Annotated in this window: 21 protein-coding genes; 11 read left to right on the forward strand and 10 right to left on the reverse strand. The window is 45.0% G+C overall.

Translation table 11 applies throughout. The features are described from left to right. Window positions 1-5: 5 nt before the first annotated feature. Window positions 6-845, reverse strand: a complete 840-nt coding sequence (locus tag H2O73_RS17180; protein ID WP_182110156.1) for a 23S rRNA (adenine(2030)-N(6))-methyltransferase RlmJ — start codon at window positions 843-845, stop codon at window positions 6-8. A 270-nt stretch (window positions 846-1115) separates the two neighbouring features. Between H2O73_RS17180 and prlC the strand changes: the two genes are divergently transcribed. Continuing rightward, window positions 1116-3158, forward strand: a complete 2043-nt coding sequence (prlC, locus tag H2O73_RS17185; RefSeq protein WP_182110157.1) for an oligopeptidase A — start codon at window positions 1116-1118, stop codon at window positions 3156-3158. Between the two features lie 208 nt (window positions 3159-3366). Here prlC and H2O73_RS17190 read toward each other — a convergent pair whose 3' ends face one another. The 4 genes from H2O73_RS17190 to H2O73_RS17205 all read right to left on the reverse strand — a co-directional run bounded on the left by H2O73_RS17190 (window position 3367) and on the right by H2O73_RS17205 (window position 5793). Further along, window positions 3367-3822, reverse strand: coding sequence for a DoxX family protein (locus tag H2O73_RS17190; RefSeq protein WP_182110178.1), 456 nt, complete (start codon window positions 3820-3822; stop codon window positions 3367-3369). Window positions 3823-3832: 10 nt separating this feature from the next. Continuing rightward, window positions 3833-4603 carry an HvfC/BufC N-terminal domain-containing protein gene (locus H2O73_RS17195; protein ID WP_182110158.1) on the reverse strand — a complete coding sequence of 257 codons (771 nt, stop codon included), beginning with the start codon at window positions 4601-4603 and terminating at the stop codon, window positions 3833-3835. Next, window positions 4600-5460 carry an MNIO family bufferin maturase gene (gene bufB / locus H2O73_RS17200; protein WP_182110159.1) on the reverse strand — a complete coding sequence of 287 codons (861 nt, stop codon included), beginning with the start codon at window positions 5458-5460 and terminating at the stop codon, window positions 4600-4602. The genes H2O73_RS17195 and bufB overlap by 4 nt, the downstream gene beginning before the upstream one ends. Before the next feature lie 78 nt (window positions 5461-5538). Beyond that, the gene (locus tag H2O73_RS17205; RefSeq protein WP_182110160.1) at window positions 5539-5793 is read right to left on the reverse strand and encodes a BufA1 family periplasmic bufferin-type metallophore; all 255 of its coding nucleotides are present in this window, start codon (window positions 5791-5793) and stop codon (window positions 5539-5541) included. A 257-nt stretch (window positions 5794-6050) separates the two neighbouring features. On the opposite strand from H2O73_RS17205, the gene uvrD reads away from it, so the two are divergent. Continuing rightward, a complete protein-coding gene (gene uvrD / locus H2O73_RS17210) occupies window positions 6051-8225 on the forward strand; it encodes a DNA helicase II (RefSeq protein WP_182110161.1) in 2175 nt (724 codons plus the stop codon). Between the two features lie 1058 nt (window positions 8226-9283). Here the strand turns inward: uvrD and H2O73_RS17215 are convergent. From H2O73_RS17215 to rarD, 3 genes are all read right to left on the reverse strand, one after another. Continuing rightward, window positions 9284-9964: a LysE family translocator gene (locus H2O73_RS17215; RefSeq protein WP_182110162.1), complete on the reverse strand. Its 681-nt coding sequence runs from the start codon at window positions 9962-9964 to the stop codon at window positions 9284-9286. A 99-nt stretch (window positions 9965-10063) separates the two neighbouring features. Next, window positions 10064-10861, reverse strand: a complete 798-nt coding sequence (locus H2O73_RS17220) for an AraC family transcriptional regulator (protein ID WP_182110163.1) — start codon at window positions 10859-10861, stop codon at window positions 10064-10066. A gap of 70 nt (window positions 10862-10931) precedes the next feature. After that, window positions 10932-11858 (reverse strand): EamA family transporter RarD, encoded by a 927-nt coding sequence (rarD, locus tag H2O73_RS17225; protein ID WP_182110164.1) that lies wholly within the window; start codon window positions 11856-11858, stop codon window positions 10932-10934. Window positions 11859-12004: 146 nt separating this feature from the next. Here rarD and recQ point away from each other — a divergent pair, with 146 nt between their 5' ends. The 3 genes from recQ (at window position 12005) to H2O73_RS17240 (ending at window position 15063) form a co-directional block, all read left to right on the forward strand. Further along, window positions 12005-13843: an ATP-dependent DNA helicase RecQ gene (gene recQ, locus H2O73_RS17230; protein ID WP_182110165.1), complete on the forward strand. Its 1839-nt coding sequence runs from the start codon at window positions 12005-12007 to the stop codon at window positions 13841-13843. Further along, a complete protein-coding gene (locus H2O73_RS17235) occupies window positions 13836-14168 on the forward strand; it encodes a DUF3630 family protein (RefSeq protein ID WP_182110166.1) in 333 nt (110 codons plus the stop codon). The genes recQ and H2O73_RS17235 overlap by 8 nt, the downstream gene beginning before the upstream one ends. A gap of 226 nt (window positions 14169-14394) precedes the next feature. Beyond that, window positions 14395-15063: a 7-cyano-7-deazaguanine/7-aminomethyl-7-deazaguanine transporter gene (locus tag H2O73_RS17240; RefSeq protein WP_182110167.1), complete on the forward strand. Its 669-nt coding sequence runs from the start codon at window positions 14395-14397 to the stop codon at window positions 15061-15063. Window positions 15064-15139: 76 nt separating this feature from the next. Here the strand turns inward: H2O73_RS17240 and gppA are convergent, their stop codons facing one another. Then, window positions 15140-16630: a guanosine-5'-triphosphate,3'-diphosphate diphosphatase gene (gene gppA / locus H2O73_RS17245; protein WP_182110168.1), complete on the reverse strand. Its 1491-nt coding sequence runs from the start codon at window positions 16628-16630 to the stop codon at window positions 15140-15142. A gap of 7 nt (window positions 16631-16637) precedes the next feature. After that, window positions 16638-17939 carry an ATP-dependent RNA helicase RhlB gene (gene rhlB / locus H2O73_RS17250; RefSeq protein ID WP_182110169.1) on the reverse strand — a complete coding sequence of 434 codons (1302 nt, stop codon included), beginning with the start codon at window positions 17937-17939 and terminating at the stop codon, window positions 16638-16640. 111 nt (window positions 17940-18050) lie between these two features. Here rhlB and trxA point away from each other — a divergent pair, with 111 nt between their 5' ends. From trxA to fre, 6 genes are all read left to right on the forward strand, one after another. Beyond that, window positions 18051-18377: a thioredoxin TrxA gene (gene trxA / locus H2O73_RS17255; protein WP_075647756.1), complete on the forward strand. Its 327-nt coding sequence runs from the start codon at window positions 18051-18053 to the stop codon at window positions 18375-18377. Window positions 18378-18578: 201 nt separating this feature from the next. Beyond that, window positions 18579-19838 (forward strand): transcription termination factor Rho, encoded by a 1260-nt coding sequence (rho, locus tag H2O73_RS17260; RefSeq protein ID WP_182110179.1) that lies wholly within the window; start codon window positions 18579-18581, stop codon window positions 19836-19838. A gap of 103 nt (window positions 19839-19941) precedes the next feature. Further along, window positions 19942-20940 (forward strand): hypothetical protein, encoded by a 999-nt coding sequence (locus tag H2O73_RS17265; protein WP_182110170.1) that lies wholly within the window; start codon window positions 19942-19944, stop codon window positions 20938-20940. A 91-nt stretch (window positions 20941-21031) separates the two neighbouring features. Further along, window positions 21032-22882: a 4-hydroxy-3-polyprenylbenzoate decarboxylase gene (ubiD, locus tag H2O73_RS17270; protein ID WP_182110171.1), complete on the forward strand. Its 1851-nt coding sequence runs from the start codon at window positions 21032-21034 to the stop codon at window positions 22880-22882. Then, window positions 22882-23151 carry a 2Fe-2S iron-sulfur cluster-binding protein gene (locus H2O73_RS17275; RefSeq protein ID WP_182110172.1) on the forward strand — a complete coding sequence of 90 codons (270 nt, stop codon included), beginning with the start codon at window positions 22882-22884 and terminating at the stop codon, window positions 23149-23151. The genes ubiD and H2O73_RS17275 overlap by 1 nt, the downstream gene beginning before the upstream one ends. Before the next feature lie 14 nt (window positions 23152-23165). Next, window positions 23166-23879: an NAD(P)H-flavin reductase gene (fre, locus tag H2O73_RS17280; protein WP_182110173.1), complete on the forward strand. Its 714-nt coding sequence runs from the start codon at window positions 23166-23168 to the stop codon at window positions 23877-23879. Window positions 23880-24229: the final 350 nt, after the last annotated feature.

A 24229-nucleotide genomic window follows, 5' to 3' on the forward strand; every position in this document is an offset into this window, starting at 1 on the left:
TGCGTTTATTCCGGCACAATCCAATCGACTTTCCAGTGACCTGTCGCTGGTGCTATCGCTTCTTTTAGGAAAGGCAGAATTTCTTTCATTTGGTTTTCCAGCATCCAAGGTGGATTGATAACAATCATCCCTGAAGCGGTCATACCGCGCTCGTTAGTATCAGGTGATACACCAAGCTCAATTTGAAGAATTTTACGAATTCCGAGACCTTCTAAGCCTTCAATCATATCTTCGATATCACAGCGGTTAACCACTGGGTACCAAATCGCATAAATACCCGTCGCCCAACGTTTATGGCTTTGGTAAATCGCTTGCACCACGTCGCGGTATTCTTTTGCTAGCTCGTATGGTGGATCAATCAGCACCAAACCACGACGCTCTTGCGGTGGTAGGCTGCCTTTTAGACGCTTAAAGCCATCTTCTTTATAGATGCTCACTTGGCGATCGCGGTGGAACTCTTGTTCTAACAGCGGGTGATCGGCTGGATGAAGTTCTGTTAGCACCATACGGTCTTGTGAGCGGATTTGCGCACGAGCAACACGAGGTGAACCTGGGTAGTAACGTAGATTCTCACCGTTGTTCAATGTTTTGATTGAATCGATGTAGCTTGCGATCTCTTCAGGAATGTTCGGGTTGTCCCAAATGCGAGCAATGCCTTGTTTGTATTCGCCAGTTTTCTCAGACCACTCATGAGTTAAGTCGTAACGACCAACACCTGAATGGGTATCGTGGTAAACAAAAGGCTTATCTTTTTGCTTTAGCGCATCAAGAATAAGGCTTTGCACAATGTGCTTAACGACGTCGGCATGGTTGCCAGCATGAAAACTGTGACGATAACTCAGCAAGGGACACTCTCAACGGTCTTTTAGACCATAGTCATAGGATTAATAATACGGCTTAGTATATACCCAAGTTTATCCAAGATGCAGTATTTGCCTTATTGAGCTTGTTTCGGCTCAGTGAAGAAATTTAATCGCTGTTTATACAAGCTTGTGACCATAATCATCTAGGCACCTATTGAAAATCACTTAACTTACCTATATTTAACTAAGATGTGATTATTAAAGAAAAGACGAACTCGTCAGTTCGCTTTGTGCAAACAAAAGGAATGCATTATGTCTAATCCGCTTCTTACCTTTACCGACTTACCGCCGTTCTCGCAAATCAAGCCTGAGCACATCAAGCCAGCAGTCGAGCAAGCGATTAGTGATTGCCGCGACAAGATTGAACAAGTATTGGCAAACAGTAGCGAGCCGACTTGGGATACGATTATTGTGCCAATCGAAGAGGTGGATGACCGCTTAAGCCGTATTTGGTCACCCGTAAGCCATATGAATTCAGTGATGAACAGTGATGAATTGCGTGAAGCGTATGAAAGCTGTTTACCAATTTTATCTGAGTACGGCACTTGGGTTGGTCAGCACAAAGGTTTGTTTGATGCTTACAAGGCAATCAAAGCGAGCGACGCGTTTGTAACACTAAATCAAGCGCAGCAAAAAACCATTACCGATGCACTGCGTGACTTTGAGTTATCTGGCATTGGTTTGCCAACCGAAGAGCAGCGCCGCTATGGTGAAATTAGTAAGCGCATGTCTGAGTTAGGCTCTCAGTTTTCTAATAATGTGTTGGATGCCACCATGGGTTGGACTAAGCACATTACCGATGAAAACGATCTCGCAGGTATGCCAGAATCGGCATTGGCAGCAGCACAAGCAGCGGCGCAATCTAAAGAGTTAGAAGGTTACTTGCTGACGTTAGATATTCCATCTTACCTGCCAGTGATGACTTACTGTGACAACCAAGCACTGCGCCAAGAGCTGTATGAAGCGTATGTGACTCGCGCTTCAGATCGTGGTCCAAACGCGGGCAAGTGGGATAACAGCGAAATCATCGCAGAGAAGCTAAAACTGCGTCATGAAATTGCACGTATGCTCGGCTTTGGCACTTACAGTGAAAAATCGCTAGCAACCAAAATGGCAGAAACGCCAGAGCAAGTGCTTGGGTTCCTAAATGACCTAGCAACCAAAGCGAAGCCGCAAGGTGAACGTGAAGTTGAAGAGCTGCGTCAGTTTGCGAAGAGTGAGTGCGGTGTAGAAGAGTTAAACCTGTGGGATATCGCTTACTACAGCGAGAAGCAAAAGCAGAATCTATTCCAAATTTCTGATGAAGAGCTACGCCCTTACTTCCCTGAAGAAAAAGCCGTCAGTGGTCTGTTTGAAGTGCTCAATCGTGTCTTCGGCATGCAAGTGACAGAGCGTCAAGGTATTGATACTTGGCATGAGTCAGTGCGCTTCTTCGATATCTTTGATGGTGAAAACACACTACGTGGCAGCTTCTACTTAGATTTATACGCACGTGAACATAAACGTGGTGGTGCGTGGATGGACGACTGTCGTGGTCGCCGCATTACTCAATCTGGTGAGTTACAAACCCCCGTTGCGTACCTAACATGTAACTTCAATAAGCCAGTAGGTAACAAACCAGCACTGTTTACTCATGATGAAGTGGTAACCCTGTTCCACGAGTTTGGTCACGGTATTCACCATATGCTGACTCAAGTGGACGCGGGTGCTGTTTCTGGTATTAACGGTGTGCCTTGGGATGCTGTTGAGCTACCAAGCCAGTTCCTAGAAAACTGGTGCTGGGAAGAAGAGGCGCTGGCATTTATCTCTGGTCACTACGAAACCGGTGAGCCACTACCAAAAGAGATGCTTGATAAAATGCTCGCGGCGAAAAACTTCCAATCAGCGATGTTTATTTTGCGTCAGCTTGAGTTTGGATTGTTCGATTTCACCCTGCACACAGAATACGATCCTGAAGTGGGACCTCGTGTATTAGATACGCTAGCAGAGGTGAAAGCCAAAGTAGCGGTATTGCCAGGTTTAGAATGGAACCGTTTCTCGCACAGCTTTAGCCATATCTTTGCTGGTGGATACAGTGCGGGTTACTACAGCTACTTATGGGCAGAGCTACTCTCTTCAGATGCATTCTCACGTTTCGAAGAAGAAGGTATCTTCAACAAAGAAACCGGCGCTAGTTTCCTTAATAACATCTTAGAGATGGGTGGCAGTGAAGAGCCAATGGAGCTGTTTAAACGCTTTAGAGGTCGTGAGCCACAGATTGATGCATTACTTCGCCACTCCGGCATCATCGCTTAATCCTCTTCGTATTTGAGTTTTCTGCGTTGTTAGCGTCAGTTTCGCTTCTAGTCACATAGTTTTCTATGCTCCTAGATAGCTCAACTTTGCTGCCTAGCAGAAACTCTCAACTACTTTGAGAATTGAGTTTAGATACGAACAAAAGCCTTCCGTTTGGAAGGCTTTTTGCTATGTGGGGTATTTGGTTTTTTTTTGTGTGTGGGGGGGGTTAGCTTTGTAGTTTGCTTTTAATCAGCTTATCGGCAGAGATTGGTCCCGGTCCCCACACGATGACGATGAGGATCATCAAGCCCCATAATTGGTGGTCATAAAAGCCTTGTTCCCACAAAACAGGGTAAGAGACAACGGCGATGATATTAAACACAAATAAGATAGCCGCCATGGGGCGAGTGAATAACCCGAGCGCGAGGAATATCGGTAAAATTAGCTCGGCGGCAGTACCCATATAAGCCGCAAGCTCCCATGGTAATAACGGAACTTGGTATTCCAGTTCAAACAAATACAGTGTGCTGTCCCAAGTGGCAATTTTTACCAAACCAGAGTTGAAGAAAACCCAAGCAACCCATAAACGACAAAACAGTAGCAGTAGCGGTACGAACATACATTGCAGTTTGCCTACCAGGTCATCATAGGTCTCAATCATGTTTTTTGTTGTCATGGTTATCTCCTAAATACTATTCGCTTGCCAATTGAGCTGGTAACGAAAATCCGGCAAGTAAATTGAGTTCGATGATTTTATTCAGCGCGCTGAGGCAGTGTGGTTCTATGCCACCGAGTGTGAGCTGTTGGCGGAAACCATCAAGTAATTGATAGCTATGTTTATCCAGCGCCAGGCTCCAAACCTCTCCTGATTCATTACAAGCACAGACCCCTTGCTGAGTTTGTTGAATATCCAAACTTGAGAGTTGTTCATCGTGATGGTTTATTGCTTGTTGTAACGCATAAACGGCAAAAGGACTGGTAAGCAATACGACATCAGGGTGTAGGTGAAAGCGGATATTAGTGTGTTGCTCTGTGGGGATATGAGCTAAGTCTGCTAACTCGTATTGAACGGAATTATTGCGTGAAAAGAGCTGCTGGCTCATATCAAGTGACCACTCAAAACGCGCCACTTCCGCAATATAAGGCGCCGCTTGCATCACCGCTTCAAACTGTCGCAGTGATTGGTCAAAGTGTTCACCATAGTGAGTAACATCACCACGAGTTAAAGGCTGATTGAGTACGTGATGACGGGCAATTTGAGCAAAGCACTCATCCCCGAGCAGTGCTTGTACCATGGGGTAAGTAGCCTGCAAAACTTCACTTAAACTGATGATGAAGTTATTCCGATAGATTTGCATTCGTTCGTCAGCACTAAATACGTCGCTAACAATGGAACACTCTTCACCACTAGCTTGGTAGTGGAGGGCGCGGGAAAACTGATGCTGAAGATCGGCGAGATTCATGATGCCTCCCTTGCAACATTGCGCTCTATGCTATGTACAATCGAACTGGCTTTTGCGGCCTCAGATAGTAGAACGTCAGGTTCCGGAATATCCAAATCCCACTCAATTAATGTATGTCTCGCACCATGCTGAGCCACCCATGATTGAAACAACTGCCAAACTTCATCGCTGACTGGACGGCTGTGTGTATCTATCCATATTTCGCCTTTATCGAGTTGTTTTACCGTAAAGCCTGCCAAATGAATTTCATCCACGGCATCTGCAGGAATACCTTGTAAATATTGGTGCGCGGTAAAACCATGGTTAAATGCTGAGACATGGATATTGTTAAAGTCGAGCAGTAATCGGCACTGTGTGCGTTGTTGAACCTCAGCCAGGAAGTCCCATTCAGCAATCGTAGAGTGGGTAAATTTGAGATAGCTGGATGGGTTCTCAATCAGCATTGGGCGTTTCAGTGCATCTTGTACTTCCAGTACATTACGGCAAAAAACATCCAGCGCCTCTTCGGTGTATGGCAGTGGTAGTAAATCATTAAAGTAGTGACCACCGTTTTCACTCCAGCTTAGGTGATCAGAAACTAATATCGGCTCTATCTCATTGACTAGCAAGCCAAGTTGTTGAAGATGTTGGCGGTTAATGCGCTCAACACTGCCAAGTGATAAACCTATTCCATGACAACTAATTTGGTATTGCTGACGAATTTTTCGTAGTTGTTGTCGAGCAATAGAATCGGGCTTGAAGTAATTCTCACTGTGGATCTCTAACCAAGAGAGTTGCGCAGGCTCGGTTAAAAAGTAGTCCAGATGTGGTGCGCGTAGACCGATACCGATAAGCGGGTGTTGAGTGGCTGAAGTCACAAGTTATCCCTAACGAAATGAAGTAGATGTAGAGGGCGCGCGCCGGTTGAGCAGCAGCGCGCCAAACTCATATGACGGTTACTCGGTGCTACCACCGGCAAGTTTGTCGCATAGCCCTTTAGGAACAACTACGAATGCATCTTTCTGGTTATCTTCTTTGGCTGTACCAGCGCAAGAACTGGTTTTTGTTGCACAGTCGTTTTTGCCTGCTTTAGCCACGCCATAGCACTTTTCCTTTTCTGCTGCGACCGCTGGTGCTGCGGTTAGCATAGTGCCGCCTAGGGCAACTAGACCAGTGATAGCAGCAGTTACAGCAAGATTAGACTTTTTCATAGTAATTTCCTCAGACTGATTTCCTTTGATTAAAATTGGCAACCTGTTCAATGGATTGCTCACTTAAAAAGATAGATAAGTGAGGAAAAAACTTTCAATAAAAAATAAATGAGATTAAAAAAACAGCAATCCGTGTGCTTAATGCTATGAAAAGTAACAGTAAAAAAAATGGAAAAAATTTATCCCAATTGTGGTCAAATCCAGCATCTGTTTAGGTTATAATCAACTTTTATGTATAAATAACCAGTAGCTTAGCCATGATGGATCCCTCTTTACTCCTTGACGGTCTGAACGATAAACAACGTGAAGCCGTAGCAGCTCCGATTGAAAACTTACTTGTTCTTGCTGGAGCAGGGAGTGGTAAGACGCGTGTGCTTGTACACCGTATTGCTTGGTTGATGTCGGTAGAGCAAGCCTCACCGTTTTCAATTATGTCGGTGACCTTTACCAATAAGGCGGCGGCAGAAATGCGTGGTCGTATTGAAGAGCTAATGATGGGCAGTTCATCAGGCATGTGGAACGGTACATTCCATGGCATTTGTCACCGAATTCTGCGCGCTCATTATTTGGATGCTAAGTTACCGGAAGATTTCCAAATCATCGATAGTGATGATCAACAGCGCTTATTGAAGCGTTTGATCAAAGCGCAAAATCTTGATGAGAAACAATGGCCAGCGCGACAAGTTTGCTGGTGGATTAATGGTAAGAAAGACGAAGGCTTACGCCCAGCACATATTGATGCTTACCATGATCCAATCACAAAAACGTATCTACAACTTTATAGTGCTTATCAAGAGACATGTGACCGTGCAGGTTTAGTCGACTTTGCTGAAATTTTGCTCCGTGCCCACGAGTTATTGCGTGATAAAAAAGCCATTCGAGAGCATTACCAAGCGCGTTTCAAACATATTCTGGTCGACGAATTTCAAGATACCAACAACATCCAATATGCTTGGCTACGCATGATGGCAGGACCAGCAACCAGTGTGATGATTGTTGGTGATGATGATCAGTCTATCTACGGCTGGCGTGGTGCAAAAATAGAGAACATTGAGAAGTTTACCCTCGAGTTTCCAAGCGTGAACACTATTCGCTTGGAGCAAAACTATCGCTCAACCAAAACCATTCTAGAAGCTTCAAATACGCTGATCGCGAATAACACTGAGCGTATGGGTAAAGAGCTTTGGACGGAAGGTAATGTTGGCGAACCTATCTCTGTTTATGCAGCTTACAACGAATTGGATGAAGCTCGTTTTGCGGTTGGCAAAATTAAAGAGTGGCAAGAGAAAGGTGGTGTACTCAATGACGCTGCCATGCTGTATCGCAACAACGCCCAATCACGTGTATTGGAAGAAGCGTTATTGCAAGCTGGCTTACCTTACCGAATTTACGGTGGTATGCGATTCTTCGAACGCCAAGAAATTCGTGATGCTTTAGGTTATCTGCGTTTAATGAATAACCGCGATAACGATGCTGCTTTTGAGCGAGTGGTGAATACCCCAACTCGTGGCTTGGGTGATAAAACCCTAGAGACAGTGCGCTTTGCTGCGCGTGACCGTGGCTGTACGTTATGGGAAGCGTGTATTGCACTGATTGATGAGCAAGTGTTGACTGGGCGTGCTGCGGGGGCATTGAGCCGTTTTATTGAATTAATTAATGCGCTTGAAGATGACACTTGTGAAATGCCACTGCATCAGCAAACTGACCATGTGATCAAATCTTCAGGCTTGTTCGCTATGTACGAGCAAGAGAAAGGCGAAAAGTCTAAGGCTCGTATTGAGAACTTGGAAGAATTGGTCACAGCTACGCGTCAGTTTGAGAAGCCAGAAGAAGCGGAAGAGATGAGTGAACTCACCGCATTCTTAACCCATGCTGCGTTAGAAGCGGGTGAAGGGCAAGCTGATGAGTTTGAAGATGCTGTTCAGCTCATGACACTGCACAGTGCGAAAGGTCTAGAGTTCCCACTCGTCTTTATGGTCGGTGTCGAAGAGGGGATGTTCCCAAGCCAAATGTCAGCGGAAGAAGCGGGGCGTTTGGAAGAAGAACGCCGCCTTTGCTACGTAGGCATGACGCGCGCGATGGAAAAACTCTATATCACTTACGCAGAAATGCGCCGTTTGTATGGGCAGGATAAATATCATAAGCCATCACGCTTTATTCGTGAATTGCCAGAAAGCTGCTTAGATGAAGTACGTATGAAGGCGCAAGTAAGCCGCCCAACCAGCAGTGGCAGATTCAGCCAAGCCGTAGTGAAAGAAAGCTTTAATGAAACAGGCTTTACTTTAGGCTCGCGCGTTCTGCACTCGAAATTTGGTGAAGGTACCATCATTAATTTTGAGGGCAGTGGTCCACAAAGCCGAGTACAAGTCGCCTTTAATGGTGAAGGCATTAAGTGGCTCGTTACCGCTTACGCTAGATTAGAAAAGCTGTAATTAAGACAGAAATTCAAACTCAAAGGAGCGCTTAGGCGCTCCTTTTTAGTATTTGGGCTATGGGTGACCAAAAGCTCAAAAAGCTGTACATCAAGCAATGGGTGTAAGTTAAATCTTTGTTCTTAAAAAATTTAGCCATTTTGCTTTTAACCGCTTGAATCCGCTTGTTCTGAGTAAAAAGACTTTTAGCTGTACAGATTTGGTTGGGTCGTATCAAGTAATGGTTTGTTCGATTATTTGGTTTCTCAGTTCGTGACTACTTCAAAGTAGAGATAAATAAGCGATTCTCCAAAGCACAAACCGATGTGATATCTACCAATCTATTTGCAACTGATGCTAGGCGGCAATTGAACGACATCCCTGAGCATAGCTTTCTATGTGATGGGAGGAGAGAAAGCAGCCAACAACGCAGCAGCAAAAAATAGGCAGGTAGAAGGAAAAAGAAAAACCCCGAGGGCCAAGGCCCTTCGGGGTTATAGTCTTACTTGCAGCAATCCGGCTACTAAAGTGCTCCATGCATCAAATCCATGATAGTGTGCTGTATTCCGTCAGCTTAATCCTTTCGTCGCCATCCTAGCGGTGTCCTTGACCTTATCCTGGTCTACTAACAATCCTCGTTAGCTCTCATCACTTGGTCCCTGAGCGGTGTCCATGACATCATCCTGATGTTCAGTCCTTGCCTCGTCCAGAGGTGTCCATTTCCCATCCTTAGTAGCAACCATCCTAGTTACTATTGCGTCCGTTCAATGTCCAATTTGCTATCCGTGCCGATTATTCATCCTGAACAACCGTATCTTCTTCCTGAAGATTACCTAATCCTTGGTAATTTCCTGTTCCATGTCAGTATCCTTCCGACAGGTTTAATATTACGTTTTTCTCGTAGCAGAACAATGAGCAGGGGAAATTTCTTCATTCTTAAATTTGACTATTTTTTAGTCTAAACCTTTTAATACAATGACTTATTGGCACTGCTGTTGGTTTTTCTGCGCCACAATGAGAGATGTCCGCATTGTTTTGTAAGAGATCTCTCACAAGAGGGCGGGGCGATCGATGATCGACTATGAGAATGCCATCACAGTGATATCGGTTACCGAGTTCAAAAGAATAGTGAAACCAATCAAAGTGAAGACAATGCCACACACACTATCAATATATTTCGCTGCTTTTTGCATTTTGAGTTGTAGTCTTGGGCTTGAAAGTAGCCAAGCGAGCAATGAAAACCACAGCAGTGATAAACCCCATAGAATGATGAGTGCAGCTCCTTTCGCTGCCATAGACATTCCTACAGGTACTAAACTCGACATCAAGCTGACGAAAAAAACGAGCGCTTTTGGGTTGAGAATGTTGGTGGCAAAACCTCGGGAAAAAGCTTGGCGCTTACTCGACAGTAAGTAGTTCGGTTTTTGTGGGTGAGTTTCGTGGTCATTTCGTTTTTTATTATGGCGACTTTTCCACAGACCATGCAGCGCACCAATACCGAGATAAAGTAAATAGCTTCCGCCCAGCAATTGTAAAACAGCAAAAAGTGCAGGGTGCTGTTGCACCAAATAGCTGATCCCAGTCAGGCTGAGTATCGAGTGCAGCAAAATACCGCATGACAAGCCCAGTGCAATATAGAGCCCTGTCTGTCTACCATAACGAGTTGTATTTTGTACGACTAAAGCAAAGTCAGGGCCTGGGCTCATCAGAGCAACCCAATGAACTGAAGCGAGTGTAGCGAGAATGGTTAATTCGTTCATATCTGCGTTGTTAAGTTGGTAATAACGCGATTATTTAATACGCTCAGTTTTAAGGCTTGTAAATTTCGATCATAGCTGGCTTTTCTTAGCGCTGAAAACTTACGAATTGATTTGCTTTGGTGTAATACCAAAGCTGGTTTTAAAGGCTTTGCTAAAATGGGCTTGATCGTAAAAACCAACTTGATGAGCTACTTGTGTCGCGCTGTGGCCATCTCGAAGTAATTTCATTGCTTTCTCCAAGCGCAGTCGGCTTAACCAAGCATAGGGGCTTATTCCCAGTTTGGCTTTGAAATGGCGCTGGAACTGGGTTGGGGTGAGCTCGCATAGTGCTGACAATTGCTCAAGCCTGATGGGTTGGTCAATATTCTGCCAAATAAACTCTTTGAGAATCTCGGTCGATTGACTACCGAGCTGTTGTACTTGTGGTGCTTCGCCATAACCATAATGTTTGAATAGCTGCTCAAACCCTTCGAGTGGCAAGCAATCTTTGGCTAGTTGGCTGAGGTTGTCGTTAGCTAATAGCTGATGCAGGTGGTAGAGCTGATTGAAGATTGTTGGATCGTTGAGTACAGCTTGACGGAAAGTGACAACCTGCTGGGGCTTTTCCTCGTGAGCTAATTCTGAAAACCATTTTGGGTCGAGTGAGAAAACTTTGGTTTGGTAGCCGCTATCAAGTACCGAGTGACCATCATGCAGTTCATCAGGCTGCATGATTACTACTTGTCCGTGACCCACATGATGAGTACAGCCTTGATGATGAAACTTTTGTTCGCCTTGCGTTATTAGACCAATGTGAAAGTCGAGGTGATAGTGACGCTGAAAGCTGAAGTGCTGGTAGCGTGCTTCTATCAAATTGATCGATTGACTAATGGTGTTGCGATAATTGGCATGGTCCATGACGAAAAAAGCTTGGTGAAGTTTTCACCAAGCTTATCGCTGAACAATTGGAAAGTCTTGTAAAAAACGATCAGGCTTTATTGATTGCTTGTGCGGCTTTCTTGTTGCGACGGCTATTGCGTAGACCATCGAAACTGAATACCACTAGTGCGCCCCAGATAAAGACGAAGGTTAATGCTTTATCCATAGTAAAGGCTTCACCGTATACGGCAACGGCAAGTAAAAACATTAAGCTAGGACCGATATATTGGAAGAAGCCGAGTGTCGAAAGCTTTAAGCGAGTTGCAGCACTGGTAAAACATAACAGTGGCAGCGTCGTGATAATGCCAGCACTAAACAGCAAGAGATTGAGTGAAATCGGGTTGTTGGCAAAATCTGACGTCGCTGATTCGGCAATAAACATCAAATAAATCAGTGCAGCAGGCACCAGTACCAGAGTCTCAACAAATAACCCTGTTTGTGCGCTGACGCTGACTTTTTTACGCAGCAAGCCATAAAAACCAAAGGTACATGCGAGTGCAATCGCTACTAAGGGTACAGAGCCGAAAGCGATGAGCTGGATCAGTACACCCGCAGCCGCTAAGACAACCGCAAACCATTGTAATTTCCTCAGTCGTTCCCCGAGAAACAGCATGCCCAATAATACGTTGATCAGAGGGTTAATATAGTAACCAAGGCTGGCATCCAACATATGATTAGCATTGACAGCCCAGATAAAAATTAACCAGTTCAAGCCAATTAAAATAGCGGAAGTCGTTAGGTATAGCAGTTTGCGTTTATCAGAAAAAATGTCATAAACAGAACGCCAATGGCGACCAAAATGGAGTAACGCAGCAAGTAAAAAAAACGACCACACAACGCGGTGGCTAAGGATTTCAAGCGCTGGAACGCCACTAAGGGACTTGAAGTATATCGGTGCAATTCCCCACATAGTGTAGGCACTGATAGCAAGCAAAACACCTTGGCGCGATCGTTGTTGTTCTTCTTCGGTAGTCATACAAGATCACAAAATGTATTTAATAGGGACGGATTGGTCAGTATAAGATCCGGTTAAGAAAACACCTAGTAAATTGCAGTTTAATTCACCACCATTCCCCTCTACAATGTGCCCCCAACCTCATTCTGAGAAAATAGAGAGAATAAATGACCTCAACATTACTTGCCCAGCCAGATGAACAGGAGCTCGCGAATGCACAAAACGTGCTAGAGCAGGTGTTCGGCTATCAAACATTCCGTAGCGGGCAAGAGCAGGTCATTGATTTAGCTATTGAAGGGCGTGATAGCTTGGTGATAATGCCAACTGGTGGTGGTAAGTCGCTTTGTTATCAAATCCCGGCATTGGTGCGCGAAGGCATCACACTGGTGATCTCTCCGCTAATTTCGTTGATGAAAGACCAAGTTGATCAACTCAAAGCCAATGGCGTAGCGGCTGAATGTATAAACTCAACCATGCCGAGAGAAGAGCTGATATCGGTGTATAACCGTATGCATTCTGGTGGGTTGAAGTTGGTCTATGTTTCTCCAGAACGCGTCTTAATGCGTGATTTCATTGAGCGCTTGCAAAACATTCCGCTTAGCATGATAGCGGTGGATGAAGCGCACTGTATTTCTCAATGGGGACACGATTTTCGTCCAGAGTATGCCGCGTTAGGTCAGCTAAAGCAGCACTTTAGCCATGTACCCTTTATGGCATTAACGGCAACGGCAGATGATGCTACTCGGACCGACATCACCACTCGTTTAAACCTGAATGAACCACATATCTATTTAGGCAGTTTTGACCGCCCTAATATTCGCTACACTTTGTTGGAAAAGCACAAACCTGTTTCACAGGTGATCCGCTACCTTGATACACAAAAAGGGAATTGCGGCATTATCTATTGCGGTAGCCGCAAGAAAGTCGAAATGCTGACGGAAAAGCTGTGCAATAACCACATTCGCGCTGCCAGTTATCATGCTGGTATGGATGCGGATGAGCGTGCTTATGTTCAAGAAGCTTTCCAGCGTGATGACATTCAGATTGTAGTTGCGACCGTGGCGTTTGGTATGGGGATCAACAAACCCAACGTGCGCTTTGTGGTGCATTTTGATATCCCACGTAATATCGAATCCTACTACCAAGAAACGGGGCGTGCGGGGCGCGATGGTTTGCCAGCAGAAGCTGTGATGCTCTATGACCCAGCCGATATTAATTGGCTACGCCGTATGTTGGATGAAAAAGATGACGGTCCGCAAAAACAAGTGGAAGCGCATAAGCTGAATGCGATGAGTGCTTTTGCTGAAGCACAAACTTGCCGTCGTCAGGTCTTGTTGAATTATTTTGGTGAATATCGTGATAAGCCCTGTGGTAACTGCGATATCTGCCTTGACCCACCTAAGCATTTTGATGCCACTCAAGAAGCACAGAAAGCCTTGTCATGCGTGTATCGAGTTAATCAAAACTTCGGTATTGGCTATGTGGTGGAGGTGCTACGCGGCATGCAAAACATCCGTATCCGCGAATATGGTCATGACAAACTCTCGACGTATGGTTTAGGGCGCGATCATAGCCACGATTATTGGGTGAGTATTTTCCGTCAGCTAATTCATAAAGGCATGCTATGTCAAAATATTACACGCAACTCAACTTTGCAGCTTACTGAAGAAGCGCGACCATTGTTGCGCGGTGACATGGCATTAGAGCTTGCGGTACCTCGTTTAGATACGGCAGTTCGTGCGGCGAAGTCCGATAAGCTATCGAGCAAAAACTACGACAAGAAACTGTTCGCCAAACTGCGTAAGCTGCGTAAATCGATTGCCGATGAAGATGGTCTGCCACCTTATGTCGTCTTTAGTGATGCTACCTTGATTGATATGGCAGAAATTTTACCAACTTCCTATGGTGAGATGTTAGCGGTGAATGGTGTTGGTCAGCGTAAGCTAGAGAAGTATGCCGATTCATTCTTAGATTTAATCCAGGAGCATATAACCCAACATGGTTAATCAAAAAAAGGAATTTGGCTTGATTGAGTATCAAGCAGAGCAAGGAAGAATTATTATTGCCGCGCCAAGCTTCGATTTTGACACTTTCCCATTATTGGGGGAGCGTTTATTGGCTACCTTGTCAGCGAGTGTTGTGGAAAAACAGTGTGATGCTGATATTCATTCATGGCTGGTCGACTTTGAAGGTTGCCAGTTATTTTTGAAAGCGGAGCATTACAGTGAGAGTGTTTGGTTTGAGTCGTTAGCTGGTAGTCAAAATACCGAAGAACTCGATTATTTAGCGACTCTTTTCGCTGCAGGGTTTGACCTATTCGAAGCAGAATGAAAACAATAGCGTGATGAAAAAGCATCTTGCAGCGCAAGTTGGTTAATGTATAATCGCCCGCCTTGCACGGTTGAAGCGTTAAATGCTCAATCGGCACATTTTTATTTTTAATATTATTGGTAAGACTTTATTTAGACTTTTTGACGGTTCGCTTGTCGACTGTGAGAATGTTGAATGAATTCGATTTGGGTTCCCTCACCCCCAAACCAAACTAAAAAGGTATCGCATGAGTAACTTTACCCCTGCGCAGCAGCGCAACGCCCTTATCTATCTAGTTCTGTTCCACTTGATCATTATTGCATCAAGCAATTACCTAGTGCAGCTTCCATTTACCATCATGGGTCTCCATACCACATGGGGTGCATTTACCTTCCCATTTATTTTCCTTGCTACCGATTTAACCGTGCGTGTTTTTGGCGCTCAGTTAGCACGTAGAATTATTTTCTTGGTAATGCTTCCAGCCTTAGCGGTTTCTTATGGCTTATCGGTACTGTTTTTCGAAGGGCAGTTCCAAGGGTTTGCACAATTAGGTGAATTTAACCTCTTTGTTGCCCGTATTGCAGCCGCAAGTTTTATGGCTTACTTGCTTGGTCAGATTATGGATGTGCATGTATTCAACCGTCTGCGCCAAATGAAGCAGTGGTGGGTGGCACCAACGTGTTCAACACTATTTGGTAATGCATTAGATACCATTGCATTCTTTGCTATTGCGTTCTATCAAAGCCCAGATCCATTTATGGCAGAGCACTGGATGGAGATCGCTCTAGTCGATTACGGCTTCAAGTTAGTGATCAGCCTTGGTTTGTTTGTGCCTATGTATGGCGTGCTGCTTAACTATTTAGTGAAAAAACTGACGGCAAGCAACCCAGATTTTAAAATAGTGGGCGCGAATTAAATTGCAAACATTATTGTGAGGAATAAAAAAGCCCGAGTTTGATACTCGGGCTTTGTTGTTTCTAGCGCAGGCAAAATTAATTGGCGGCAATACTTAACGGCCAACCAATATCGCTCTGACGATTTGCTTCAATTTCTAGTTCTGCGGCAGTGAGCGGGTTATCCGCTAACCAAGCAGCAGAGAGAGTAAGCTTAAGTTTGTCACCTTCAGAAGTGAGAGACACTTCAGGTTCAAGCTCTGAGTTACGACGATGGCTTAGCAATACCGCCAGACGTAACAGGCGCAATACCCGCTTTGCACTGGTCCCTGAAAGGGCATGTTGTTCAGGCAATGATGTTAGTTGTTCACGGTAACGGCGAACGATTTCAGCAAGGCAATGTTTCTGTGCTCGTGTATAACCTGGCAAATCGAGATTATTCAGCAGATACGCACTGTGTTCACCGCCTTTCTTAAAGTCGATAGTCAGACCAATTTCGTGTAACTTTGCTGCCGTCTCAAGCAACATTTTTGCTTGCGATTCGGTAAACCAATCGGTTTGGCATTGCGCTAACAAACGTTCAGCCAGTGTGGCAACTTGCTCGCCGTAAGCATGGTCAATTTGGTAACGGTTTTGCACGCTGGTAATAGTACGAGCACGAATATCATCTTGCTTGAGTTCATCGACCATTTCATACACTAAGCCTTCACGCAGTGCACCGCCGGCGAGTGTCATTGACTCAATTTCGAGTAATTCAAAAATGGCGATCAGAATCGACAGACCACTAGGAAATACCAGTGCTCTCTCAAGGGTCAAACCATCAATCTCTAGCTCTTCAAGGTGATCAGCTAACATCGCCTGCTTTTGTAGCCGTTTCAGTTTGGCGTGAGTAATAACCTCATCCATACCTTGCGCGAGCATGATCTCTTGTAAAGCTTGTACCGTGCCAGAAGCGCCAACACAAACGTCCCAGCCCAAATCTGTATAGTGCTCAAGGATAGGATGTAAGGTCTCTTTTGCCGCGGCAATGGCTTGATTGAAATTAGTGATGTTGAGTTGACGATCTTTAAAGTGGCGTTCTAGCCAAGTGACGCAACCCATTTTTAGGCTGGTGAGCGCTTTAGCTTCAAAGCCTTCACCGATGATTAGCTCGGTGCTTGCGCCACCAATATCGACCACGAGACGACGACCACTACCACCAGAAGTGTGGGCAACCCCTTTATATATTGTGGCTGCTTCTTCCTCGCCGCAGATGACTTCAATCTTATGACCAAGAATTTGGTTCGCTTTCGCTAAGAAAACATCCACGTTGGTGGCTGTTCGTAAAGTAGCTGTGCCGACAATGCGAATGTTCTCTTTCGGGATATCTTGCAGTCGTTCTGCAAATAGACTCAAGCAGTCCCACCCTCTTTGCATAGCTTCTTGGCTCAACGCATTAGTGTCGTTTAACCCAGCGGCAAGGCGCACCTTGCGCTTAATCTTAGCCATGGTCTGAACGCTGCCATCAATGTGACGCACAACGAGCATATGAAAACTGTTCGACCCGAGGTCGATAGCAGCGTAAAGCGGAGAGGGAACGGCTTGGCTCATAGACGACTTAAGAATCCTTTTGCTGACGTGGTGGGCGAGAGCGATTTGGTTTACGGTTACCAGAACGTGAGCCACCAGTATTAGTGCGGCGTTGTTGCTGGTTACGCGTACGAAGACGGATCGGAGCAGGTAAATCCTGAACTAGAGCCGATGAATCATATTCCGATACTGGAATAGTATGTTCAATGTATTCTTCGATTGCAGGTAAGTTAATCGCGTATTGCTCACAAGCAAAGCTGATTGAACTACCGCTAGCACCAGCACGGCCGGTACGACCGATACGGTGTACGTAGTCTTCACAATCGTCTGGTAAGTCGTAGTTAAATACGTGAGTTACTTGTGGGATGTGTAGACCACGCGCTGCAACGTCAGTTGCAACTAAAATGTCGACTTCACCACGAGTAAATTGCTCTAGGATACGCTCACGTTTTTTCTGTGGTACATCACCCGTCAATAGACCTACGCGGTGTTTGTCCGCAGCTAGGTGTCCCCATACTGATTCACAGATGTGCTTAGTATTAGCAAATACGATAGCGCGATCTGGCCACTCTTCTTCAATGATGGTCTGTAGCAATGACATCTTATGTTCGTTAGAAGGGTAGAACAGTTCTTCTTTAATACGGTGACCCGTTTTTTGCTCTGGCTCAACAACAACTGATTCAGGCTCGTTCATATGTTCAAACGCAAGCTCTTGTACACGGTACGAAAGCGTTGCAGAGAACAGCATGTTCAAACGATCTTTTGGCTCAGGCATGCGGCGGAACAAGAAACGAATGTCTTTAATAAAGCCAAGATCAAACATGCGATCGGCTTCATCAAGAACAACAGCTTGAATGCTGTTGAGGTTAAACACGCGTTGTTTGTGGAAATCAATAATACGACCAGTCGTACCGATCAGAATATCCACACCCTGTTCTAGCTTAGACAATTGCTTATCGTAGCTTTCGCCACCGTAAGCAAGTGCGGCTTTAATACCAGTGCTTTTGATCAGAGGTTCAGCATCGTTGTAGATCTGAATCGCCAACTCGCGCGTAGGCGCCATAATAATGGCACGTGGCTGAGTTGGTTGACGACCTTCCACTTCAGGCGTCGTCAGTAGGTGGTTAAAAGTAGCAGTAAGGAACGCTAATGTCTTACCAGTACCCGTTTGGGCCTGGCCTGCAATGTCACGGCCGGAGAGCAGGACCGGCAGCGCCTGAGCTTGGATAGGGGTACAAAATTCGAACCCTTTATCTTCCAAACCCTTTGTAACTTGGGGCTGTAACCCCAAATCGGCGAACTTTTGCTCTGTGATGTGCGTCTTCTTCATCGCTATAGAATATCAGCTTAAGCTTGCAATACGAAAGTAAATACATTCCAATAGGGCATCTCAATACTGGTTATCATCCAACCAGTACCGAAAAACACAGTGGAGTGGAAGATGAGTGATAAGATTTTGCAGCTTACTGATGACGGTTTTGATAACGATGTAATCAATGCTGCAGGCCCTGTTCTTGTTGATTTTTGGGCAGAATGGTGTGGTCCTTGTAAGATGATTGCGCCGATTCTTGACGAAATCGCAGAAGAATACGAAGGCAAACTCACTATCGGTAAATTGAATATCGACCAAAACGCAGGTACTCCACCTAAATTTGGTATCCGTGGTATTCCAACGTTACTTCTTTTCAAAGATGGTAGCGTAGCAGCAACGAAAGTTGGTGCGCTGTCTAAAACTCAATTAAAAGAGTTCTTGGACGCTAACCTGTAATCTCGCAGTTTAAATAAGACCGTGCATTGACCAGTGCACGGTTTTGTTTTTGAACGGCAACAAAAGATAGACTAGGCTAGTATTTAGTGATAATTTATCGCACGTTAATTAAACAAGTATTCTCTTCTTGGTCGCTCCTGAGACCGAATTTCATCTAACTAGACAACAGATCCTATTTTGACTAAACAAGCATCTACCACAATGAATCTTACCGAACTGAAGAACAGACCCGTGTCTGATCTTGTTAAACTTGGCGAAAGCTTAGGTTTAGAAAACCTTGCGCGTCTAAGAAAACAAGACATTATCTTCGCAATCCTTAAAGCTCACGCGAAAAGTGGTGAAGATATTTTTGGCGATGGGGTTCTGGAAATTCTACAAGACGGTTTCGGTTTCCTACGTAGCGCAGACAGCTCTTACTTAGCTGGTCCTGACGATATCTACGTATCACCAAGTCAAATTCGTCGTTTTAACCTGCGTACAGGTGATTCGATTGCCGGAAAAATTCGTCCACCAAAAGATGGCGAACGTTACTTTGCTCTACTGAAAGTAAACACGGTAAACCACGACAAGCCAGATAATGCTCGTAACAAAATTCTGTTTGAAAACTTAACCCCTCTGCATGCCAATGAGCGCATGGTTATGGAGCGTGGTAATGGTGCAACGGAAGACATTACGGCACGTATTCTTGACCTAGCTTCACCAATTGGTAAAGGTCAACGTGGTCTGATTGTTGCTCCGCCTAAAGCGGGTAAGACAATGCTGCTGCAAAACATTGCACAGAGCATTGCATACAACCACCCTGAGTGTGAGCTAATGGTACTTCTAATCGACGAACGTCCAGAAGAAGTAACTGAGATGCAACGCCTAGTAAAAGGTGAAGTGATTGCATCAACATTCGATGAGCCAGCATCTCGTCACGTACAAGTGGCAGAAATGGTAATCGAAAAAGCGAAACGCCTAGTAGAACATAAAAAAGATGTAGTGATCCTATTGGACTCTATCACTCGTCTAGCGCGTGCATACAACACAGTAATTCCTTCATCAGGTAAAGTACTGACAGGTGGTGTGGACGCAAACGCATTACACCGTCCAAAACGCTTCTTCGGTGCAGCACGTAACGTAGAAGAAGGTGGTAGCTTAACTATCATCGCAACGGCACTGGTTGATACTGGTTCTAAGATGGATGAAGTAATCTACGAAGAGTTTAAAGGTACAGGTAACATGGAACTGCACCTAAACCGTAAGATTGCTGAAAAGCGCGTATTCCCAGCGATTGATTTCAACCGTTCGGGTACTCGTCGTGAAGAGCTTCTAACTAAGACTGACGAGCTACAGAAAATGTGGATCCTGCGTAAGATTGTTCACCCAATGGGCGAAACAGACGCAATGGAATTCCTGATTGATAAATTGGCAATGACCAAAACTAATGACGAATTCTTTGATGCAATGCGTCGTCAGTAATTAAATCAATACGATAACGCCACCGTTTTATACGGTGGCGTTTTTGTTTGCATTATCTGTATTGTAACTGCACAATGAAGATGAATGTTACAAGGAGGTTAACATGCAACAAGGAATGTTGTCGTCGCTTCTCCTATCCCTATTCTTGGCGTTAGGAATGCCGCACGCTATGGCCACTCAAATGTCCCCTGAGCGGGTTGAGCTATGGCGTCAAAGTGATCATATGCAATCAAAAGTGGCGGAGCTTTTGCAATACGCCATAGAAGATAATATTGATACCCTCAATTTTTCCCTTGAACGCTTAGCCTTCCCTCAGCAAGAAGTCGCCCGATATCAATTACTACAAAAGCTGGAACAGCAGCAGATTATCTTAACGCCTAAAATGGCTCTGTTTGTCGAACAACAGAAATCCATGGTACCTACTTATCAGGTACTTGAGCGGGGAGATGGCTATGAATTCACGACACCAGCATTTAATTATCCTGCGATAGCGAGTCGTTTGCTGAAACGCTGGTTGCAAGATCAATCGACATTGGATTTTGTACTGCAAGCTGAGCGCAAAGAATTGGAGTTGCGTTCGTGGTTGACCGAAGGCTCAGATTACCAAACACAGACCCGAGAGAAACTGCTTATTCGTGAGCTAGACAGCTTATCGCATGAAGCGGTAATCGCAATCACGGATCAACTAACTAAAGAGTCGGTGGTGGGTTGGCTACCTTCGGCGGAGGTCATGGTACGTTTGGCGCAAGTGAGCGAAGAAGCACAAGTGTATAAATTGGTTTGGTTGATGAAAGCCAATCACCATAGTGAGAATGAATTAATACGTTTAGCCAGCGTGGCAGATAGTTTCGCGGTAGAGCAACTGATGCAAGCTGTAAGCAATCCGAGCCTGCATGAGTTAGCGATTAAGCAATTGGTGAGCATTAAACCCATGACGACAAAGGTAGAAGCGTTTCTTATTGCGCGAATGGGCAGTGATGATGATGCCCCGTTTGTCGCCAGCCAGCTAGCTGAACACGGGTATTCAACATGGTTAACCGAGCTCGCTAATAGTGATCATCGCGTCAAGAGCCGACATATTCTTAATGCCTTGAGTCAATGAGAAGAACGTGAATACCCACATTCAAAACAGGGATCGTCCGTTCTTCTTTTTTGATATACTGCACGTAGTTTAATCAGCCATTAGAAGATCTATGAGTTTTAAGGACTTACGCGATTTTATCGACCAGCTAGAGCAGCAAGGCAAGTTAAAACGCATTACTCACCCGATTGACCCTCATTATGAAATGACGGAAATTAGCGACCGCATATTACGTGCGGGCGGTCCGGCATTGTTATTTGAAAACCCAATTGGCTACGATTATCCCGTATTGACCAATCTATTTGGTACCGCGGAGCGAGTGGCAATCGGTATGGGTCGCACGGAGGTCAAAGAGCTGCGCGAAGTTGGCAAGCTATTGGCTTATTTGAAAGAGCCAGAACCACCAAAGGGCTTCAAAGACGCATTTGAAAAACTGCCACTATTTAAGCAGGTTCTTAATATGCCGGCGAAGCGCCTGCGTAAAGCACCTTGTCAGGATATTGTTTGGCAAGGTCGCGAGGTTGATTTAGATAAAATCCCAGTGATGAGTTGCTGGCAAGATGATGTCGCTCCATTACTAACTTGGGGTTTGACCATTACCAAAGGACCAAATAAGAAGCGTCAGAACTTAGGTATCTATCGCCAGCAGAAGTTGGGTAAGAATAAGATTATCATGCGCTGGCTTGCTCACCGAGGTGGCGCTCTTGACCTACGAGATTGGATGGAAGCGAATCCTGGTCAGCCTTTCCCTATTTCCGTTGCCTTTGGTGCAGATCCCGCCACGATACTAGGCGCTGTAACACCAGTGCCGGATACGCTATCTGAATACTCTTTTGCTGGTTTACTGCGTGGTAGTCGCACTGAAGTGGTGAAATCTATCAGTAATGATCTTGAAGTTCCTGCAAGTGCAGAAATAGTGCTTGAAGGTTACATTGATCCAAATGAGTTTGCCGACGAAGGTCCGTATGGTGACCACACTGGTTACTACAACGAAAAAGAAAAACACCATGTCTTTACAATTACGCACATTACTATGCGTAAAGACCCTATCTACCACAGTACTTATACTGGTCGCCCACCAGATGAACCCGCAGTACTCGGTGTAGCACTTAATGAAGTGTTTGTGCCTATTTTGCAAAAGCAGTTCCCAGAGATAGAAGATTTTTACCTACCACCAGAAGGTTGCTCATACCGTATGGCGGTAGTGACGATGAAGAAACAGTATCCAGGTCATGCTAAGCGAGTGATGATGGGGGTGTGGTCTTTCTTACGTCAGTTTATGTATACCAAGTACGTTATCGTATGCGATGAATCGGTTAATGCGCGTGACTGGAGTGAAGTGACCAAAGCAATGACCGATAATATGGATCCGGTTCGTGACACCTTGATGATCGAAAACACCCCCATTGATTCTTTGGATTTTGCCTCGCCGGTTGTTGGGCTTGGTTCTAAAATGGGGTTGGATGCAACGATCAAGTGGGACGCAGAACTTGCGCTCTCACAAACTGAACCGAAAACAGAGCTCAGTGATGCAACAAGTAAGCTTGAAGTTATCAAGCAGAGCATGTCACAGATCGTTGATATTTTCCTGCCACAAGGTGCCAAGTTAGGTCAAATGGTGTTGGTCTCGATCAAAAAGCAAAGTGTTGGCGAAGGGCGCCAAGTGATCGAAGGAATTTGGTCACAGCTCGAAGAGTTCGTCGATCCTAAGTTTGTCATAGTGTGCGATGATGACGTTAATATCCGAGATTGGAATGACGTGATTTGGGCGGTAACCACTCGAATGGATCCTGCTCGAGATAGTCTGTTACACACACAGGCAAAATCGGCAGTAGGTCGAATGGCATGGGATGCAACCAATAAGCTTGGCGATGAAAAGCTGAGAGAGTGGGGGATCCCGATTAAGAAAGACCCACAGCTTGTTGCAAGAATTGACGCTATTTGGCAACAGCTAGGTCTCTGATGGCACATCAAGTCACCTTAATACCTAGCCAAGTACAATTTGAAGTCCAGCAAGGACAAACGGTGTTAGAAGCTGCGCTCAACAATAATATAAGCTTCCCTCACCGTTGCCAGGTTGGAGCGTGTGCGATGTGCATGTGTAAAAAAATCTCGGGTGAGGTCAGTTATGAACTGGAACCGATGCTCACTGAACAAGAACAACAACAAGGCTGGATATTTCCCTGTCTAGCTCATACAGAAAGTCATTTAGTCCTTACTTTTGAAGAGTAAGCAAGAGGAAGCCCATGAGTATTCAATGTAAAGTAAAGTCGATTGAGCCTTTGGCGTGTAATACCTTCCGTATATTGCTCCATCCAGAAAACCCGGTGACATTCAAAGCGGGTCAATATTTGATGGTGGTTATGGGAGAGAAAGATAAGCGCCCATTCTCTATTGCGAGTAGTCCTTGTCGACATCAAGGTGAGCTTGAGCTGCATATTGGTGCAGCAGAGCATAATGCTTACGCTTTAGAAGTGGTTGAAGCGATGAAATCGGCTTTAGAAAATAATAGCTCTATTACCATTGATGCTCCACATGGTGACGCTTGGGTAAGAGAAGAAAGTGAACATCCATTGCTGTTGATCGCTGGCGGAACGGGTTTTAGTTATGTTCGTTCAATCTTAGATCACTGTGTAGCGCAGAATAAGCAAAACCCTATCTATCTATATTGGGGGGCGCGTGATCGTAGCCAGCTATACGCTAAAGCCGAGCTTAAAGAGATTGCCGCTAACCATAGCAACGTGCATTTCGTACCCGTTGTTGAGGAAGCGCCGCAAGATTGGCTGGGCAAGCGAGGCAATGTTCTCAACGCTATCAATGAAGATTTCGAATCGTTAGCCGATTTTGATATCTATATAGCTGGTCGCTTTGAAATGGCAGGTTCTGCTCGCGAGCAGTTTACTCAAAATAAACAAGCGAGAAGTGACAGAATGTTTGCAGATGCTTATGCATTCATATAGAAACCACTAGGTTTTATTGAGTTGAAGGGGGCTAAATGCCCTCTTTTTCGCCTTATTGGTGGTATTTTCAACGAACGGTCATTTTTTTGGTTTTTTTTTGCAAAAAGGGTTGCCAATAAAATTCGATTGCCTATAATGCGCATCCACTGACAGGGCAGACGCCATAAGGCTTCAGCGATAGTCAGCGAAGTGAAAGCTTCTGAGAAAATAAATTGAAAAAGTATTTGACTCTTTCAATTATCTCGTTAGAATTCACCTCCGCTTTGAGAGAAAGTTTCGAAGCAAGCTCTTTAACAATATAAACCTATCAATCTGTGTGGGCACTCGTTGATGATAATCCAATAAGTTGT

This window comes from Vibrio marinisediminis (assembly GCF_014050145.1).
Taxonomy (GTDB): Bacteria; Pseudomonadota; Gammaproteobacteria; order Enterobacterales; family Vibrionaceae; genus Vibrio; species Vibrio marinisediminis.

What these genes read in the sequence shown, in the direction of transcription:
- uvrD (WP_182110161.1), top strand. Translation starts at nt 6,051, where the DNA reads ATGATGGATCCCTCTTTACTCCTTGACGGTCTGAACGATAAACAACGT.
- trxA (WP_075647756.1), top strand. Translation starts at nt 18,051, where the DNA reads ATGAGTGATAAGATTTTGCAGCTTACTGATGACGGTTTTGATAACGAT.
- ubiD (WP_182110171.1), top strand. Translation starts at nt 21,032, where the DNA reads ATGAGTTTTAAGGACTTACGCGATTTTATCGACCAGCTAGAGCAGCAA.
- rarD (WP_182110164.1), bottom strand. Translation starts at nt 11,858, where the DNA reads ATGACTACCGAAGAAGAACAACAACGATCGCGCCAAGGTGTTTTGCTT.
- prlC (WP_182110157.1), top strand. Translation starts at nt 1,116, where the DNA reads ATGTCTAATCCGCTTCTTACCTTTACCGACTTACCGCCGTTCTCGCAA.
- fre (WP_182110173.1), top strand. Translation starts at nt 23,166, where the DNA reads ATGAGTATTCAATGTAAAGTAAAGTCGATTGAGCCTTTGGCGTGTAAT.
- H2O73_RS17240 (WP_182110167.1), top strand. Translation starts at nt 14,395, where the DNA reads ATGAGTAACTTTACCCCTGCGCAGCAGCGCAACGCCCTTATCTATCTA.
- H2O73_RS17265 (WP_182110170.1), top strand. Translation starts at nt 19,942, where the DNA reads ATGCAACAAGGAATGTTGTCGTCGCTTCTCCTATCCCTATTCTTGGCG.
- H2O73_RS17195 (WP_182110158.1), bottom strand. Translation starts at nt 4,603, where the DNA reads ATGAATCTCGCCGATCTTCAGCATCAGTTTTCCCGCGCCCTCCACTAC.
- recQ (WP_182110165.1), top strand. Translation starts at nt 12,005, where the DNA reads ATGACCTCAACATTACTTGCCCAGCCAGATGAACAGGAGCTCGCGAAT.
- H2O73_RS17220 (WP_182110163.1), bottom strand. Translation starts at nt 10,861, where the DNA reads ATGGACCATGCCAATTATCGCAACACCATTAGTCAATCGATCAATTTG.
- H2O73_RS17235 (WP_182110166.1), top strand. Translation starts at nt 13,836, where the DNA reads ATGGTTAATCAAAAAAAGGAATTTGGCTTGATTGAGTATCAAGCAGAG.
- rho (WP_182110179.1), top strand. Translation starts at nt 18,579, where the DNA reads ATGAATCTTACCGAACTGAAGAACAGACCCGTGTCTGATCTTGTTAAA.
- rhlB (WP_182110169.1), bottom strand. Translation starts at nt 17,939, where the DNA reads ATGAAGAAGACGCACATCACAGAGCAAAAGTTCGCCGATTTGGGGTTA.
- H2O73_RS17275 (WP_182110172.1), top strand. Translation starts at nt 22,882, where the DNA reads ATGGCACATCAAGTCACCTTAATACCTAGCCAAGTACAATTTGAAGTC.
- H2O73_RS17215 (WP_182110162.1), bottom strand. Translation starts at nt 9,964, where the DNA reads ATGAACGAATTAACCATTCTCGCTACACTCGCTTCAGTTCATTGGGTT.
- gppA (WP_182110168.1), bottom strand. Translation starts at nt 16,630, where the DNA reads ATGAGCCAAGCCGTTCCCTCTCCGCTTTACGCTGCTATCGACCTCGGG.
- H2O73_RS17205 (WP_182110160.1), bottom strand. Translation starts at nt 5,793, where the DNA reads ATGAAAAAGTCTAATCTTGCTGTAACTGCTGCTATCACTGGTCTAGTT.